Raw genomic sequence first — 18250 nt, forward strand, 5'->3', positions numbered from 1 at the left:
AATCCGCATGGATCAACGAATAATTAACCTTTTCGACGAGTATACGCATAAGCCGTTAAGCCGCGATACCTTTTTGAAGCGACTGGCAAATCTTGCCGGCGGGACGACAGCCGCATTGGCATTGCTTCCGCTGTTAGAAGTAAATTATGCCAACGCAGCAACTGTAGCTGAAACCGACGAAGATATCATTACAGAAGACATCAAATATGATGGCGACGGATCCCCGATGGGGGGCTACCTGGCAAGACCTAAAAAGCCTGGTAAATTTGGAGCAGTCCTGGTTATTCATGAGAACCGCGGCCTGAATCCGCATACAAAGGATATCGCCCGGAGAATTGCAAAGGCGGGTTATATTGCACTTGCTGCTGATGCACTCGCACCCTTTGGCGGAACGCCAGGGAATGAGGATGAAGCACGCGCCTTATTCGCGAAAATCGACGTCACAAAAAACCTGAATAATTTTCTGAAAGGACTTGATTACCTGAAAGGCAGACCGGAAAGTAATGGTAAAACAGCCTGCGTTGGATTTTGCTGGGGAGGCGCTTTGTCTAACCAACTGGCCGTTCATTCGCCCACTTTAAAGACAGCAGTGGCGTATTACGGCCGTCAGCCGGAAGCTGCGGATGTGCCTAAAATCAAAGCATTTGTGCAGCTTCATTATGGAGGACTTGACGAAAGGATAAATGCAGGAATTCCCGCTTACGAAGAAGCGTTAAAAGCGGCTGGCGTGAAGTATGAGGTTTATATTTATGAAGGTGCGCAGCATGCATTTCTCAACGATTCAGCTCCGACGCGTTACAATCCGGAAGCTGCCAAACTTGCGTGGGAACGAACATTAAAAGCTTTTAAAGATCACATCTCCTGATTTTAGCTTTATGAACAATAGCAAAAAGGCTCATCTAATTCATAAGAAAAGCTTTTTTGCTATTTGTAATTTTTAAGAATCCCGATTTTTTCGACAGGTAACGTTTGCCAGCCCGACGGTGTGATCAATTGCGAATCGTCCGGGATAAAATGTCTGCTGTCCATCATTTTCCAATTGTATGGATAAGTGTCCAACACCCGGTTGTTATCTGACCAGTTATACCAGTTGTCCTCCCCTTTTCTCGTTGTCGCAACTTTGACAAAAACATTAGTATCAAAATATAAACGCTTCGGCATTGAGGGATCCTGTTTCCAGTATTGAGGCAGTTCGGCATATTTTGTTGCATAAGGCGGCTGTTCAAATTTTACAGCTTTCAAGCGCTTATCAATCACACCGTCTTTTGCCAGTGCAGCCTTCGACCAGTTCTGAAACCTATTGTCGACATGGATACCCAAAGGACTGTCGATGAACAAGTTGTTCTTGTAGGATATATCCTGGCCGCCGCCGATCAACACGGGTATAGTTCCCGCTTTATAAAATATATTCCCGAAAACCTCCATGCCAGACGCTCCGTCGTCATGATAAACCGCGGATGTCCGGTGGTTATTTCCAAGATGATGGAAGTAATTAAATCTCAGCTTATTCCCTCTTTCGGACGGGTCCCGACCGTAATAAAATGCTCCCTGATCGTCGACTTCACGGCATACATCGTAGATGTTATTATATTCCAGACTATGGTCGTTGCCGTGCAGCAAAATCGCCATACTTGGCGCGTTATAAATCTCGCAGTTCAAGATACTGTTGCCAACGCCGTCAATCCCAACACCCGGGCGATAGGATTTTTCAATACGATTAAAATCATGAATCCGGCAATTTTCAACGCTATTGCCAGCAGGTGTTAATGTTTTACGATCGCCTCCGCCTAGCCTGATTCCACCTGCGCCAGTGTAATAAATGTGACAATTAACGATCCGGTTATTCTTGCCGCCTTCCCGTTCAAATGTTGAATTTTCGTACATATGCTGATCCAGGCTTCCGATCAGTTGAGGGGCTTCTTTTCCAGTCCCTTCGTGTTTTTGATCATCAAAAGCCACTATACCTTTACCTATCGAAACTGCAACGGAACCGAGATTTCGAAATACACAATCGGTTATGATACAGCTTTCAGATCGCTCCATGTAAACCCCAATGCCTCTGGAAACTTCAAAGGTAATTCCCTGAAAAGTAATATTTTCAGAGCCTGCTATCGAAACAATCGGCGTTTGAAGTATCGACAAATCCAGTTTATAGATAACAGACGGCAAGAAAAAGAACAGCAGCCCCCGCTCTCTATCCAGATAATATTCTCCATTCTGATCAATTTCCTCGGGAATATTGTATGCATACCAGCGGTTCCAGGCTTTGCCGGAAGCAAATCCATAAATGTGTGGCTGGCCCGTTGTAAAGGTTTTGGCAAGCGTATCCGTACTTGCAATTCTGACTGCATCTTCGGCATAACCTACATTAAAATAACCTGAAAGCCAGATATCTTTTGAATTTTTCCAGCCCGAAGGGCGGCTTGTCTCATAAGCAAATTTCCCTCCTCGGTTTGTCTTATCACCCTCGCGAACGACTGATCCCTTATCTAGGACTCTACCCATCGCTACCGTCGAATCGTTGGGCCAGCGCGCCAGGCGACCCGGATTATTGTTTATAAATATTTCGAGCCAGGCGGGTGCATAGGGTCTGGCAAAACCAACACTTCTCAACTTACCGTAATCTGAAATCTCCAACTCCCGAAGATTTAATACTCCTATTTTATCTTGTAATGACTCTGGAAACTCACTTCTGTATTCCGTCCGGCTGAGCCGCTTCACCTTCGTGGGATTAACCGAGATCCCCCCTGTAAAATAGACAGATTCACCCTGCCATGGTTTGATCAGAAGATGCTTATCACCCTCATCAAATTCAAGAGTCTTTTGAAAAATATAAGTACCTCCTCTGACGTAAATAATCGAAGGTTCTGTTTCCCGTCCTGAATTTCGCGTAGCAGATTTTGCTCTTGCAATTGTTGCAAACGGATTTTCCTTAGTTCCCGGATTGGTATCGCTGCCACTCAATGAAACGAAAAAAGTATCAGCTGCCCAACTCGCCGATGTAATCATCAGCAATATAAAAAAAGCGGCAATTTTGCTTAAAAACTTTCTGATACTACTGGCCATAAAGGACTCTTTTATACTAAAAACTTGTTAAAAATTGGAAACTTGAGTACAAAATTCAAGCACATACATCGTTTCTGCAACTTTACGGACCAGAAAACCAGCGATTGGCTCAAAATTTATAACGTCAGAAAAAATTAATTGATACCAGATTTTAAAAATTAAGTCAAAATCACAAAATATGTCAAAGCTTTTTTCTCCTCTTGAAATAAAGAGCATTAAATTAAAAAACAGAATTACAGTTTCCCCGATGTGCCAATATTCATCCGTTGACGGGTTTGCAAACGACTGGCACCTTGTTCACCTTGGAAGTCGCGCTGTTGGAGGGGCTGGATTAATAATTTCGGAAGCCACTGCAGTCTCACCGGAAGGCAGAATTTCTCCACAAGATTTAGGTATCTGGAAGGATGATCATATTGAGAAATTAGCACAAATTACTTCCTTCATTTCGCAGCATGGAACCGTACCGGGAATCCAGCTGAGCCATGCAGGCAGAAAAGCGAGCACAGCCACTCCCTGGCTCGGTCGAGGTAAAGTTAAAGCAGAGGATGGTGGATGGCAGCCAGTAGCGCCGTCGGCAATTGCTTTTTCTGATTCTTATCCGATGCCGGTTGCTCTCGATCAGGAAGGAATTGATAAAGTGATTTTGGATTTTACCAATGCTGCGAAAAGAGCACTTGATGCAGGTTTTAAAGTTGTAGAAATACATGCAGCCCACGGATATCTGATTCATCAGTTCCTGTCGCCGCTAAGTAATCAGCGTACCGACAGCTACGGCGGAAGCTTTGAAAACAGAATCCGGTTTTTATTACAAATCATAGATAGCGTAAAAAAAGTCTGGCCATCAGACCTGCCGATTTTTGTAAGAATTTCAGCGACAGACTGGGCCGAAGGAGGCTGGACGATCGAAGAATCTGTCAAACTAGCTCTACAACTTAAAGAGGAAAAAGTGGACCTGATTGACGTGTCGACTGGCGGTTTGGCGTCTCATCAGAAAATTCCAGTCGGTCCAGCGTATCAACTTCCTTTTGCTTCCAGAATAAAAAAGGAAACCGGTATGCTAACCGGTACGGTTGGACTGATCACAAATTCTGCCCAATCAGAGACAATACTCGTAAATGAAGATGCAGATATGATCATCATGGCGCGCGAAATACTTCGAAATCCATACTTTCCTTTGCAGGCTGCAAAAGAACTTCACGACGAAGTTGAGTGGCCGATCCAGTATGAAAGATCTAAACCCTGACTACATCCTTTATAATTAAGCTGTTTACCTAATCTTCATCCGTGAAATGAAAATTTAACGGATGAAGATTGTCAATTACTTGTTTCAAGGCGTCTTTTTAACAGTTGTCGAATCGCCTTTCAGGCTATGATCATTCTGATAATACAAGTAACCTTCTGTCTTATTTTCAGTCGCTTGAACCTTGTTTTCAGTCGCTTGAACCTTGCTTTTATTTTTTTCCATCCTGTGGGAGCAGGAAGAAAGCATAAATGTTGTGAAAATCGACGCGCATATTAAAGTGGATATTAGCTTCTTCATCATCTTTTTCAGTTTGTTGATATAGAGTATTTTGTTTTTTCCAACAGAAAATGTTCTGCAAAAAAGATACCAATCACCCAAGCTTCTGTACTTGAAGCCTTTGGGGAATTGCCTTCCCGAAAAACATGGGAACAGTTTTTTAAAAATCTCTTAATGAAAACATACAAAAACACTTCATCAACAAACGTTATGGCCGATTTACTCACTTTTATGCAGGTTTTGGGCAACCTATTTATTGCTGCAATTCTATTTTCAGCGTTGATTTTTACCACAATTTACTACATTTTGGGTTATGTGGTAAAAGAGATAAAATTGACACCTCTTCTTAAAAAAGGTATCAATTTCAGAAGGAGATAATTTAATTAGGGTTGATCGTTCTTAATATAAAGCAATCAAAATTTTAAGCAAACTACTGATTGATCAGGAAATAAGTTTTTGTCTTAGCAGGAACTCCAGCTGATTATTTGCGTCGATCAGTTTTTCCAAAAGATCCCTGTTTTTCTCTCTCAGACTAAATATTTCGTAAGCATTTTTGATGATAATGCGAAGTTGCTGTTCGTCCCAGGGCTTGTTGAGATAATAGTAAATGTGTCCTTTATTCACAGCATCAATTACAGCAGTGATATCAGAATATCCGGTCAGCAATATACGGATAGGGTCTGTGTACTCCTTTAAAACTTCGATTAAAAAATCAACTCCGGTCATCTCCGGCATACGCTGATCAGTAATAATTACATGAACTTTGTTAGACTTCAAAACTTCCAATCCTTCCTTGCCCGAAGTAACGGTCAGCACATTAAAATCTCTTCTGAATGCCGCTTTAAAAGAATTCAAATTATTTACTTCATCATCCACATAGAGGATACTAATTTTCTCGGGGCTTTCCATTTTTTTGGTTGTAAACTCTGAAATAAACTTATAAATTCATGTTTCTAAAAATACAAGATTATTTTCAAATAAGGTAATATTATTTCTACGGTAATTTTATTGTATCCTTACAAATATATATGTTTGATTATAAATTAACATATTCTAAGAATAATAGAACAAATCCGCGGTGATATTGTTATCAGAGCGACAGTATCTGTTCAATGTATTCCGTTTCTTTAACATGGACTGCGTTATCAACGGTTACCTAACCGGACTAACTTTCGAATAACTTGCCTGAGTAATTATTGTTCTTCTGAAATTATGTTTAGATTGTCAGATATATGCGAGTTTTTTATGAAAATTTCCGGAATATAACCGCTCAACGCAAGCTTAAAGATGTATCAAGATTTAGAATTAAATGAAACCTATTTACCAGTTTTATTTGAATTGAGCCAGGAGGCGGACAAGGAAAAATTCAGCGATATCATATCAGCTCAGACCGACAGAATAATCCTGGATTTGTTTGCTTCCCAGAAAAAAGAAATCTTTAAAATCCGAAGCCCTAAAAAACGATTATCACCTGATGATCTGGATGCGCTCTACAACACCTGGACAGAAGGTAGGAGTCTCGAGAATGAGGGCACGTGGGTTTACTACCCCTGGCTGAATAAGATGATCCATACATTAAGTAAGGAGGAGTTCATCGAATTAAGGACCAGCCGGAATCAATTCAAGATCACGCCATCCGAACAGAGTAGTCTGTTTAATAAAAAAATCGGAATAATCGGTCTTTCCGTGGGTCATGCCGTGGCGCTGAGTATCGCCACCGAGCGGATTTGCAGTACGTTGAAACTGGCCGACTTTGACACCATTGAACTTAGCAACCTGAACCGGATAAAAACCGGAATACAAAATATTGGACTCAACAAATGTATTGTCACTGCGCGCGAAATCGCTGAGATCGACCCCTTTATTAAAATTGAATGTTACCAGGAAGGGCTTACCGATGAGAATCTGGAAGCCTTTTTACTTGAAGGCGGAAAGCTGGATATCCTGATTGACGAGTGTGATGGTCTTGAAATGAAAATCGCCAGCCGTCAGATGGCAAAAAAATATCAAATCCCGGTTGTTATGGAAACGAGCGACAAAGGCATGCTGGATGTCGAGCGTTTTGATCTGGAAGCCGACCGATCGATTTTGCATGGATTTCTTGACGACGTCCCGCCGGAAAGATTAAAAAATATAAGTCCGGAAGACAGAATTCCGTTGGTGCTGAAAATAGTCGACGCTAAAAACAGTTCGCTGAGAGGCCAGCTTTCCTTAATTGAGGTTGGACAATCGATCAGCACATGGCCACAACTAGCGAGTGCCGTGACGCTGGGAGGCGGAGTAGTTACTGATGTATGCCGAAGAATTCTTCTGGATCAGTACAATGAATCCGGAAGATATTACGTCGATCTTGAAAAAATAATTGGAAACAAGAAACCGGTTGATAAATCCTGGAACGCTGACAATCCTCACCCGACGTTCTCGCTTCAAGACGCCATAAAACTTGCAGATACTTTTCCGGTTCCGGAAAATTCTTACTCTCCCGCTCCTGAAATAGTATCCGAAATTGTTGAAGCCGCTGGCCTGGCGCCTTCAAATGCGAACGACCAACCCTGGAAGTGGGTATACCGAAACGGAAGACTATTCCTCTTTCATGACGAAAAGAGATCATTTTCTTTTGCCAATTTCTCTGATATTTCAGCGCATGTTTCGTTGGGTGCCGCCTATGAAAATCTGCTTTTAAAAACGAATCAGCACAATTTAAAAGTTAAAAGTGAGCTGTTCCCCTTGAAGAATGACAAGAGCCTCGTTGCGATTGTTGATTTCTATAAGGAAGAAAATGAAACCGTTTTCGAAACTATATATTCTCCGGAATCAGTTGCGTTTATTGCGAACAGATCATCCAATCGAAACCTCTCTCAGCCAGTAGAAATTACGCAGGCAGAATTGGAAAGTCTGACTGAGTCTGTTAAAAGTGTGCAGGGAGGGGAAATTCATTTCATAACGGACCGAGAAAAAATTCTACTGCTCGGAAAGATAATTGGCGAAAGCGAGCGTATCACATTGCTGAATAAAGCCGGTCACAAAGATTTCTACGAAAGAAATATTCGCTGGACACCAGACCATACAGAAAAGTCGGGCGACGGAATAGATATCCGCGGCATGGGGATGGTTCCTGCCCAGATAGCTGCACTGTCAATTATTAAGGAGCCCAAAATAGCCGAAGTGCTGAAAACCATCGGTGGAGCCAATGCGCTTGTTGACGGCGCCTTACGAACAGCGAGTCTCGCTTCCGGAATTGGCCTTGTTACCGTTGCTGGCACAAGTTCAGCTGATTACTTTGCCGGAGGAATAGCCTTACAGCGGCTCTGGTTGAAAGCGGAAAAAATGGGCTTCGCAATTCATCCTCTTAATGCGCCGCTATACTTATTTGCCCGCCTGAACTCAAATCAGGATGAAACCCTGGATCCAAAAGAGATAGAACAAATACGAGAGCTGCGCACAAAATTTTTGGATATAATCCCGGTCAGAAAAGATGTGGCAGAAACGTTCCTATTCAAGATCGCCAAGGCAGATAAGCCTGCGATAAAATCAAAACGACTACCCTTATCTGAGATATTGTTTATTGAAAACAAAGCATTATAATGGTAGCCAAAATCAGAGCATTCAAATCTCCGGATGATGTTGAAACGAGCCTTCGTTACGTTGAGGGACATAGAAAAGTTTTAGAGTCTTACGGTGTTAAGAAAGTTACATCGGCAAGTGTCGACTGGCTGCATGACCCGCAGACCTATGTTGTCCTGGTGGAGTCCGAAGACGGGGATAAAATTTATGGCGGAGGCAGGATTCAGATCAGGACACAGGAAATGAAAATGCCGATGGAGGACGCAATCGCGAAAATCGATAAAGGGATTTATGATTACGTTGATAATGTCGGAAGCCAGAGCGTTGCAGAATTCTGTGGTCTTTTCAATTCAAAGGAAGTTGCCGGATACGGGATCGGAAGCATTTTTCTGGGGCGTATCGGTGTAGCAATCGCTACGCAGGTCGATGTCCAATACCTGATGGCTTTGTGTTCTCCTGCAACTTTAAGAAATTGTGCCCGCGTTGGATTTGAAATTATCCGTGAACTTGGGAACAACGGAACATTTTACTATCCGAAAGAAGGTTTGGTTGCAACAGCACTGATTATCAAAGATATCGTAAACCTGCCAGGCGCCAATTCTGAGGAAAGAGAACGCATTTTTGATCTTCGTGAAACCCCAAACCAGGAAGCAATCGAGAAAGGCCCAAAAGGTGAAATGAATATTATCTATCATACTAAATTGTAATTATTGAAATGATGAATTTCATCAGATTTGTTTTTTTGCCTTTGTTCGTTTTATTTTCATCTTCCCTGAAAGCAGAGGAAATAGATTTTGACGGAAAGGATATCCTGATCGGGAAATATCTGGAGATGGCAGAAGACACAAACAATAATTACGATTTTCCTAATTTTCCGAAAACAGTAAAATTTGTCAGAAGTGAATTTGAAACGCCAAATCTGGGTTTAAGTAAATCAACGTACTGGATAAAATTTACGGTCCGGAATACAAGTGAGGATCCAAAAATATTTCTCGAACTGGCCTACCCGATGCTGCATTCCTGCGAACTTTTTTCGCTGGATTCCGGTAAAATTGAGAGCAGGTCCATTCTGGAAACCTATTCTTTCCGTGAACGGGAGGTAAATCATCAAAGTATCGTTTTTAAGTTACTGATCAATAAGGGCTCTGCCAAAACTTTTTATCTTAAGATCAAAGGAGGCAGGCAAGTTGTGCTTCCGTTGATCCTGAGATCAGAAAACGGATTTTTTCAGTCGGCGCTTCTCAGCGAAATTATAACAGGAATTTTTATAGGGATTATTCTCGTAATGATTCTCTATAACTTGTTTATCTACTTTTCAACCCGTGATAAAAGTTATCTGTATTACGTACTTTATATACTCTTTATCGGTCTTGCCCAAACAACGTTAAACGGATATACTTTTAAATATTTGTGGCCTCAGGCGCATTATTTTAACAATACAGCAATTGTTTGGTTTTCTGCCCTGGCGGGAATTTTTGCCATATTTTTCATCAAAGAATTCCTACACATTTCCGAACGTGCACCGATTTGGGGAAAACTGCTTTACGTTATTGTTGCGCTTTATGTGATAGCCGTATTTTTTGCAATAACGGGGAATGGGATGTTAAGCTACCGTTTTGTAGATCTGGGAGGGCTTACAGGTGCCATTTTAACCTTTGTAATCGCTTTGAAGCTTTCTTTGCTTGGCTATCGACCTGCGAAATTTTTTCTACTCGCCTGGTCGATTTTCCTATTGGGATTGATCCTGTTTGTGATGCGCAATCTGAACTTACTTCAATATAATGTTTTTACGAATTACACGATGCAGTTCGGGACTGCCATTGAAGTAATTCTGCTATCTTTTGCACTTGCAGACAAGATTAATATTCTGAAAAAAGAAAGAGAATTATCTCAGGAACAGGCACTTCGCGTTTCTTTGGAAAATCAGAAAATAATCAAAGAGCAAAATATTGTTTTGGAAAAAAGAGTTGATGAACGAACTGTTGAATTGAGAAAGTCCTATTCCGACCTGAACGACACGCTCACAAAACTTAAAGACGCACAGTCCCAACTTATTGAGTCCGAAAAAATGGCTTCTCTTGGTCAGCTGACCGCCGGAATTGCACATGAAATAAATAATCCAATCAACTTTGTCAGCTCCAATATACGGCCACTCAGAAGAGATATAGACGATGTTATGGAAATTCTGGATTCTTACAACGAAATCCGTCAGATCGATTCCATAGAAGGCGTTCATAAAAAAATGGGCGAAATTGAAAAGCTAAAAGCTGACCTTGATATTGAATACATCAAGACGGAGCTTGGACAGTTACTGACCGGAATGGAGGATGGTGCGCGCCGTACAGTAGAAATTGTAAAAGGTCTGAAAGTTTTTTCCAGAGTCGATGAATCTGATCTTAACTTTGTGAACATTAACGAGGGAATTGAATCTACATTAGTTATTCTAAATTATCAGATGGGGACAAACCTCAATTTGATAAAAGATTTGGGAAGCATACCAAACGTTGAATGTTATGGTGGTAAAATGAATCAGGTTTTTATGAATATTCTGACCAATTCTATCTATGCTGTTCAGAAAGAAGACCTGATTGACCGAAAACCGACTATCTGGGTGCGTACCTTCCTGAAAGACAGTGAACATATCACGATTTCGATTAAAGACAACGGAATCGGCATGAGTCCTGAGGTCAAGGCCAAAATTTATGATCCGTTTTTCACCACTAAAGATGTTGGTGAGGGTACCGGATTAGGATTGTCTATAGTTTTTAAAATTATTGAGGTACATTACGGCACAATTGAAGTAATATCCGAAGTCAACAAAGGAACAGAATTTGTAATTACACTTCCAATAACTAAGAAATTAGCCCTATCATAATAAATGAGTGACAGCAAGATACGTATTTTATACATAGACGACGAAGAGCATAACTTACAATCGTTTAAGGCATCTTTCCGGAGGCAATATGATATCACTACAACAATTTCGGTTGTAGAGGCGGAAGAGATTATGGAAAATCAGGAATTTCATGTTCTCCTCGCCGACCAGCGAATGCCAGGTATGACGGGCGTACAATTTTTTGAGAAAATAAGAAGCAAATTTCCTGAATCCATACGAATACTCATCACCGGACACACAGACATCAGTGCTGCTATCGATGCGATAAACAAGGGCGAAGTTTTTAGATTTATTGACAAACCATGGGATTACACTTACGTCGAAAATGCGATTACTCATGCATATGATATCTACAAAACGCGTGCTGAATTAAAACAAAGAAACCTCGATTTACAGAAAGCATATGAAGAGCTCGATAAATTTGTGTACAGTGCTTCTCATGACTTACGTGCTCCATTGATGTCCGTTTTGGGAATCGTGAACCTTGCCCTGATGGAAGACGACGTACAGTCGCAAAATGAATATCTCGATCTGATCAAACAGTCAGTAAAAAAACTTGATACTTTCATTATTAACATCATTGATTATTATAAAAATGCCCGGGGTGTCCAGGCAATAACAGAAATAGATTTCAATCAACTTGTTAATGACGTAACCGAAGCGATTAAATTTTTGCCGGAATTCGGTAAAATTGATATGGTTACCAAAATCAATCAAACCGGAGTATTCTATTCAGACGCAATGAAACTGCGGATCATTTTCAATAATTTGATTACGAACGCGGTAAAGTTTCAGGATATAAAAAAAGAAAGCCCTTTTATTAAACTTACAGTCGATGCTACACCCGAGCATACAAAAATTACTTTTGAAGATAACGGACTAGGTATAAAAAAAGACGATATAGAAAAGATATTCAAAATGTTTTATCGTGCAGGGGCAACAAATAGCGGCTCAGGAATAGGACTTTACATAGTTCACGAAGCCATTACGAAGCTTCAAGGTTCTATCAATGTAACTTCGACTGCAGGTGAAGGGAGTATTTTTGAGATAAATATTCCTTCAGTAAATAAATAGAAACTATGACCAGTCAATTTGATTTTATTTTAATTGATGATAGCGCTTTTGATTTATTTATTTATGAAAAATTAATTTTAAAAAGTGGCATCGGTAATTCTGTGCGCCCTTTCAACTCCGCACAAGACGCATTGGAATATTTGACGGGAGAGGGAGACCGGCTGCCCAAAACTGTTATTCTGCTGGATTTGCAGATGCCAGGCATGAACGGGTTTGAGTTTATCGATCAGTTTGACCTGCTTCCAGTATCTTTGAAAAGTCAAATTAAAATTTACATGCTTTCTTCTACAATTGACACCCGCGATATAGAGAAAGCGAAGGCCAGCATACACATTATAGAGTTGCTTTCTAAACCTCTGGAAATAGGAACTTTGAAAGCTATACTTCAGGATTAGGCCAACGCTCCTTACCATTCGAAAATCGCTGATAAGCCAGAAAGACTTTTCATATCTTATACTTCTCCAATTCCCGAGCATTTTCCGGAATATGCCCAATTTGTATCTTTATTCAACAGTTCAGGTACGATAACCAGAAGAATTAAATTTGAATCAGGTAGTTAAGTATAATAATACCGACTTATTATATAAATATTTACCCATAAAGAATAAAAGTACTGAAACAGGTATATTTTTTATTTCAAACGGCTCTAATTACATTAACCTTAACTACCATAACCCCGCATGAAAACCGACAGTAAAACGTTAACTGAAATTCAAAAACTTCATGACCAGTATGTACAAGAGGTAGAATTCAGCGGAATAAAACCTCTTTCAATGGAGATTTACAAATCTCACTCCAAAAATTTCGTTAGATGGATCGGCGGTGATTTTGTGCCGGGAGCTAAGCTGAAAAAGCAAATTTAAGAGCCTCTGATCTAGCTTTTGATTCCACTGATGGTTCCACTGACGCAGCCTCTTGCTTTCGGCTGAAACATTTGAAAAAGTATTATCGACACTTCACCTTGACACCTTTTTAACTAGATATTTTCAGTTTCTTTACTTAGCTTTGAGCATAGTTAAGTTGGTAATTACAAGAAATTTAATACCTAGAACATGATACTCGCATTGCTAAATTTTTTGAAAGGGCGTTTTGATAAAGACTCGATTCAGGCAGCAAAATCCAGTGAAAAGCGTATGACGCGTCAGGAAGCATTCCAGCAAATGAGAGAATTGGCTAAAAAATCAGGCAAAAAGTAAAATTTAATTAAGGGTAAACAACAGCTCAACGGCAGAAGTTTACCCTTAATTATTTATTCCTGTCCGTAATATGCGTTCTTTCCGTGCTTCCGAAAAAAATGTTTATCGATTAACGTTTGTTTGATCGTTGGGCATTCAGGATTTATCTGCAAGGTTAGATATGCCATTTTTGCAATTTCTTCGAGGACAACGGCATTATAAACAGCCTTCGCAGGATCCTTCCCCCAGGTAAACGGTCCATGACAAGCCACCAATACCATCTCCACCTCTTCCGCACTTAATCCTTCTTTTGTAAAAAGATCCAGAATCTGATTTCCTGTTTCATGTTCATAATCATTCATAATCATTTCATCCGACATGATTTCGGTCACCGGAACAGGCTGAACCAGGTGATCAGCGTGCGTGGTTCCCAAGTTCGGAATCGCTCGTTTTGCCTGCGCCCAAGCGACTGCATAGGTTGAATGCGTATGGCACACGCCACCGACTGTTGGGAAATTTTTATACAAAAGGGTATGAGTTTTTGTATCAGAAGACGGACGCATCGAACCTTCAACCAGTTTATTATCAAGATCAACGATGACGATGTCTTCAACCTTCAGTTTTCTATAAGGAACACCGCTCGGCTTTATGGCAATAACTCCGGCAGCCCGGTCGATCCCACTTACATTTCCGAAAGTAACAATCGCTAGTTCCTCCTTCGGGATTTCCATATTGGCCTCGTAGACCAGCTCTTTCAAATAGGTATATGCCATTACTGATTTTTTTAACGACGATGTTTATTTAAAAGATGCCTCGCTCCATCGCAATTCATTTTTGAACTGGCGAAGGTTTGTATTTTTATCAATTACGACCAATTCCACTCTGACCATCTCTGCGAAAGATTCGATATGGTCTGTGGTAAGGTTCTGGCTGTAAACGGTATGGTGCGCTCCGCCCGCGTAAATCCAGGCTGCACAACCTGTTTTCATGTCCGGCGCTGGTTTCCAGACAGCTCTTGCAACCGGCAATTTTGGAAGTGCTTCCTCAACGGCCACAGCTTCAACTTCATTGACCAAAAGTCGGAAACGATTACCCATGTCTATCAGCGAAACATTTATTGCCGGACCCGCCGGAGCATTAAATACTAAACGAACAGGATCTTCTTTTCCACCGATTCCGAGTGCATGAATTTCGCAGGACGGCTTTCCTTCGGCAATACTTGGGCAAATTTCAAGCATATGCGAACCCAGCACGAGATTGTTTGCAGGATTAAAATGATACGTATAATCCTCCATGAAGGAATTGCCACCAGATAATCCGCTCCCCATGACTTTGAGCGCACGAACCATTGCCGAAGTTTTCCAGTCTCCTTCGCCGGCGTATCCAAACCCGGCAGCCATCATTCGTTGAGATCCGATTCCCGGCAATTGTTTCATGCCGTGCAAGTCCTCGAAAGTATTGGTATAACCTTTGAACCCACCGTCCTGGAGAAAATATTTCATCCCCAATTCAATACGTGCGGCATCCTGCAAAGCCTGAAATCGTTCTCCTCCCCTGCGCAGTGAAGAAACAAGACTGTATGTGTTTTCATACTCCTCTGTCAATTGATTCACGGCCTCATCAGAAACCTGATTGATCACCGAAACAAGATCTCCCACTGCGTAAGTGTTCACAGAAAAACCAAAAGTCATTTCGGCAGCAACTTTATCTCCGTCGGTTACGGCGACCTGGCGCATGTTATCACCGAAACGTGCAAATTTTGCTCCTTTCAAATCATGTCTGGCGGCTGCGACACGGGTCCAGTCCGCAATGGAAGATATTACATCGTCCTGCTGCCAGTGCCCTACTACCACTTTTCTGTTTAACCGCATTCTGGTCATGATAAAACCAAATTCACGGTCGCCGTGGGCAGACTGGTTCAGGTTCATAAAATCCATATCAATATCTGCCCAGGGGATATCGCGGTTAAACTGTGTATGCAGGTGAAGCAAAGGTTTCTGAAGAATCTGTAAACCGCGAATCCACATTTTCGCTGGGGAAAACGTGTGCATCCAGGCAACGATTCCAATACAATCTGGCGTAACATTCGCATCCTGACAAATCCTGTAAATTTCGTCTGAAGATTTTACTACAGGTTTAAATATGACACGAACCGGAATTTCGGTTTTCCCGTCAAAAAATTCACTTATTATTTTGGAATGTTCGTCAACCTGCCGAAGTGTATCTTCTCCGTATAAATCCTGACTACCTGTGACAAACCAAATTTCAAATTGCTTTAAATCCAACATTGATAATAACTGATAAATATTTAGAATGGGAATGAGCTTTCATTAGGCTGTTTTCAAGTCCATAACTTTTCGTGCCTTCGTTTCATGCTCAACAAAGTCGCCGGCCCTGAGATATTTTTGATATAATTTTTCATAGACTTCCACAACCTCCGGTCTCGGGTGATATTCAGCATCAAAGCCGGAACTCATTGCTTTCTGTGCATCCTGCAATGTGGGATGCACGCCTGACGCTACCGCCGCAAACATTGCCGCACCCAGCGCACAGGCCTGATCTGACGATGCTACTTTAATAGGCATATTCAATACGTCAGAGAGCGTCTGCATAACGAAAGTCGATTTTTTCGCAACGCCGCCGATCGCAATCACTTCATTGATCGGAACACCTTCGCTCCTGAAACGATCGGCTATATTTCTTGAACCGAAAGCAGTTGCCTCTACAAGTGCTTTGAAAACATGCGCACTGTCACTAGCCAGATTTAAGCCCAGAATTGCTCCTTTTAAAGTATGGTTGGCGTCCGGCGTTCTCCTTCCGTTCCACCAGTCGATCGCTATGATATCATTTTCCGTGACAGGTAAAAGGCTGGCTTGTTTGGCCAAATGCGGAAGAAGTTTATCTGAAAGCTGCCTTGCCGTTTCTTCCCCTAAAAGATCAGAAACAGGCGTGGTTATCAATTTTGCAAACCAGGCGTAAATATCGCCAAAACCGGATTGTCCAGCTTCCATCCCAAGCATCCCCGGAACGATAGATCCATCCACCTGACCACAAATTCCGTTGATCAGCAAATGTCCGATTTCTTCATTTGGCGCTACAAGCATATCGCAGGTAGAAGTTCCGATCACTTTGCAGAGTGAGTATGGCTCAATCAAAGCACCCACAGCACCCATATGACAATCGAATGCGCCGACGCCAATCACTACGTCAGAAGGAATGCCCAGTTTTTCTGCCCAGAGAGAAGAAATTGTCCCCATTGGTTTATCCGAAGTTTCAGTTTCACTGAACAACCTCTCACGCAGTCCCGTCAAAAGCGGATCAAGCGTGGCAAAAAATGCCTCTGGAGGCAACCCACCGTATTCACTATGCCATAATGCTTTGTGGCCGGCGGCACAGCGTGATCTGCGCATCGTTAAGGGATCAGTATTTCCAGTCAATTCAGCAGAAATCCAGTCACAATGTTCGACCCAGGAAAAAGCTTTTTCCCGAACCTTTTCATCAATTCGCAGTGTCTTTAATATTTTTGACCAAAACCATTCCGAAGAGTAAATACCGCCCACGTATTTTGTGTAATCCGTTTCCAGACTGTGCGCAAGCTCATTGATCTCCTCTGCTTCCGCATTGGCTGTATGATCTTTCCAGAGGATAAACATACCATTAGGATTTTCAGCAAATTCGGTAAGTAAAGCCAATGGTGTTCCATTTCTGTTCACAGCAACCGGTGTAGAACCCGTCGTATCAATTGAAATTCCCGTAATATTTTGCCTGACTTCGGCATCTACGTTTTTCAACGCACCGGCAACAGATGACTCTAAACCTTCCAGATAATCCAGGGGATGTTGCCTGAAACGTGAAACCGCCGGGTCGCAATACTTTCCCGCTTTCCACCGGGGATATTCGAAAACCGAAGTTCCGGCAGTTTCTCCAGTGTGAGCATTGACGACCAAAGCTCTTACAGAGTCGGTTCCATAATCTATTCCAATTACATATTTATTCTTCATATCACGCTGCGGAACACGAAATAAGGTTAGTTATGATACAAAATTCAATCAACTGATTATGAATATTATTGACAAGATAAAAGTTGCTTCACCGGATTTTCTTCTCACAAGCATTTTCATTTCTATAAATAATCGGCCTGTAAATATAATATATTTTATTTATGGTGTAAAATTGACACAATTAATATTTTTATTTTTAAACTGGAAATTTTAACAGTTTTGAAATGACGTTTTCAGAAGATCAGGACTGCGGCGTCTTCATCGCATCTGGCATAAAATTCCAGAACGCGTGAAATTTTTCTTTATATCGGATTGTGTCAAGCCTATACAAAGTTGCTTTCTTCGTAGCCGAGTTGTTATTCTTGAATCCTGTGTCGATCAAAAGACCTGTTGAAAGCAGCTTTCTGCTGAAATTACGACGGTCAAGCGGTGTGTTATAAATTGCTTCGTAAAGTTTCTGAAGCTGTGGAATGGTGAAATTTTCCGGTAAGAGTTCAAAACCGATCGGATGCAGTGCGGCTTTATAACGCAGATGTTCAATCGCCCGGTCAACCATCTGATTATGATCAAAAATAAGTTGCGGGCGTTTATCCAGGCTGATCCAGGAGGCATTATGACTTTTTACAGCTTCGGCATCATGTTCATCAATTTGAATTAATGCAAAAAACACAACGGAAACTGTTCTTTCTGCCGGATCGCGATTGATTTTACCAAAAACTTCCAGCTGCTCAACGTAAATATTTGTGAGACCGGTAAGATCGTGAAGGATTCTCCCGGCACCTGCTTCCAGGTCTTCTTCTTCTTTCAGGAAACCGCCCATCAAAGACCAGTTTCCTTTCTCAGGTTCAAAATTTCTTTTGATGAGAAGCAACTTGATATCTTTCCCGTCAAAGCCAAATATGATACAATCGATAGCAAGCAGAATTCTGGAAGAGAGAGGATAAGTATACATAAA

17 protein-coding genes are annotated in these 18250 nt (G+C 41.5%); 10 read left to right on the forward strand and 7 right to left on the reverse strand.

Translation table 11 applies throughout. From position 1 onward, the window contains the following. The first annotated feature begins 7 nt into the window (after positions 1-7). Entirely contained in the window at positions 8-865 is an 858-nt protein-coding gene (locus BMY70_RS10020; protein WP_090335041.1) for a dienelactone hydrolase family protein, read from the forward strand. Positions 866-924: 59 nt separating this feature from the next. Here the strand turns inward: BMY70_RS10020 and BMY70_RS10025 are convergent, their stop codons facing one another. Continuing rightward, complete coding sequence (locus BMY70_RS10025) at positions 925-3066, reverse strand: right-handed parallel beta-helix repeat-containing protein (protein ID WP_143072079.1); 2142 nt, start codon at positions 3064-3066, stop codon at positions 925-927. Between the two features lie 178 nt (positions 3067-3244). Between BMY70_RS10025 and namA the strand changes: the two genes are divergently transcribed. Next, positions 3245-4309: an NADPH dehydrogenase NamA gene (namA, locus tag BMY70_RS10035; protein WP_090335043.1), complete on the forward strand. Its 1065-nt coding sequence runs from the start codon at positions 3245-3247 to the stop codon at positions 4307-4309. An 84-nt stretch (positions 4310-4393) separates the two neighbouring features. Here the strand turns inward: namA and BMY70_RS10040 are convergent, their stop codons facing one another. Continuing rightward, the gene (locus BMY70_RS10040; RefSeq protein ID WP_143072080.1) at positions 4394-4609 is read right to left on the reverse strand and encodes a hypothetical protein; all 216 of its coding nucleotides are present in this window, start codon (positions 4607-4609) and stop codon (positions 4394-4396) included. A gap of 150 nt (positions 4610-4759) precedes the next feature. Here BMY70_RS10040 and BMY70_RS10045 point away from each other — a divergent pair, with 150 nt between their 5' ends. After that, the gene (locus BMY70_RS10045) at positions 4760-4963 is read left to right on the forward strand and encodes a hypothetical protein (protein ID WP_090335045.1); all 204 of its coding nucleotides are present in this window, start codon (positions 4760-4762) and stop codon (positions 4961-4963) included. Between the two features lie 63 nt (positions 4964-5026). Here the strand turns inward: BMY70_RS10045 and BMY70_RS10050 are convergent, their stop codons facing one another. Further along, entirely contained in the window at positions 5027-5494 is a 468-nt protein-coding gene (locus tag BMY70_RS10050; RefSeq protein ID WP_090335046.1) for a response regulator, read from the reverse strand. Between the two features lie 378 nt (positions 5495-5872). Between BMY70_RS10050 and BMY70_RS10055 the strand changes: the two genes are divergently transcribed. From BMY70_RS10055 to BMY70_RS30860, 7 genes are all read left to right on the forward strand, one after another. Continuing rightward, complete coding sequence (locus BMY70_RS10055; RefSeq protein WP_090335047.1) at positions 5873-8170, forward strand: Rv1355c family protein; 2298 nt, start codon at positions 5873-5875, stop codon at positions 8168-8170. Next, complete coding sequence (locus BMY70_RS10060) at positions 8170-8856, forward strand: hypothetical protein (protein WP_090335048.1); 687 nt, start codon at positions 8170-8172, stop codon at positions 8854-8856. Before BMY70_RS10055 ends, BMY70_RS10060 begins: the two co-directional genes overlap by 1 nt. Before the next feature lie 8 nt (positions 8857-8864). Beyond that, positions 8865-11024: a sensor histidine kinase gene (locus BMY70_RS31460; protein ID WP_090335049.1), complete on the forward strand. Its 2160-nt coding sequence runs from the start codon at positions 8865-8867 to the stop codon at positions 11022-11024. A gap of 3 nt (positions 11025-11027) precedes the next feature. Continuing rightward, complete coding sequence (locus tag BMY70_RS10070) at positions 11028-12119, forward strand: sensor histidine kinase (protein ID WP_090335050.1); 1092 nt, start codon at positions 11028-11030, stop codon at positions 12117-12119. 5 nt (positions 12120-12124) lie between these two features. Further along, on the forward strand, positions 12125-12514 hold the full coding sequence (locus BMY70_RS10075; protein ID WP_090335051.1) for a response regulator: 390 nt from the start codon (positions 12125-12127) through the stop codon (positions 12512-12514). 285 nt (positions 12515-12799) lie between these two features. After that, positions 12800-12982, forward strand: coding sequence for a hypothetical protein (locus BMY70_RS10080; RefSeq protein WP_090335052.1), 183 nt, complete (start codon positions 12800-12802; stop codon positions 12980-12982). A 189-nt stretch (positions 12983-13171) separates the two neighbouring features. Next, positions 13172-13315, forward strand: coding sequence for a hypothetical protein (locus BMY70_RS30860; protein WP_177196996.1), 144 nt, complete (start codon positions 13172-13174; stop codon positions 13313-13315). 53 nt (positions 13316-13368) lie between these two features. On the opposite strand, the gene BMY70_RS10085 is transcribed toward BMY70_RS30860, so the two are convergent. The 4 genes from BMY70_RS10085 to BMY70_RS10100 all read right to left on the reverse strand — a co-directional run bounded on the left by BMY70_RS10085 (position 13369) and on the right by BMY70_RS10100 (position 18247). Further along, positions 13369-14067, reverse strand: a complete 699-nt coding sequence (locus BMY70_RS10085; RefSeq protein ID WP_090335053.1) for an L-ribulose-5-phosphate 4-epimerase — start codon at positions 14065-14067, stop codon at positions 13369-13371. A 24-nt stretch (positions 14068-14091) separates the two neighbouring features. Beyond that, entirely contained in the window at positions 14092-15582 is a 1491-nt protein-coding gene (gene araA, locus BMY70_RS10090; RefSeq protein ID WP_090335054.1) for an L-arabinose isomerase, read from the reverse strand. 42 nt (positions 15583-15624) lie between these two features. Further along, positions 15625-17295: a ribulokinase gene (locus tag BMY70_RS10095; protein WP_090335055.1), complete on the reverse strand. Its 1671-nt coding sequence runs from the start codon at positions 17293-17295 to the stop codon at positions 15625-15627. 241 nt (positions 17296-17536) lie between these two features. Further along, positions 17537-18247 (reverse strand): NUDIX hydrolase, encoded by a 711-nt coding sequence (locus tag BMY70_RS10100; RefSeq protein WP_090335056.1) that lies wholly within the window; start codon positions 18245-18247, stop codon positions 17537-17539. Between the last annotated feature and the right edge of the window lie 3 nt (positions 18248-18250).

Source organism: Dyadobacter koreensis (assembly GCF_900108855.1).
In the GTDB taxonomy this organism is placed as follows: Bacteria; Bacteroidota; Bacteroidia; order Cytophagales; family Spirosomataceae; genus Dyadobacter; species Dyadobacter koreensis.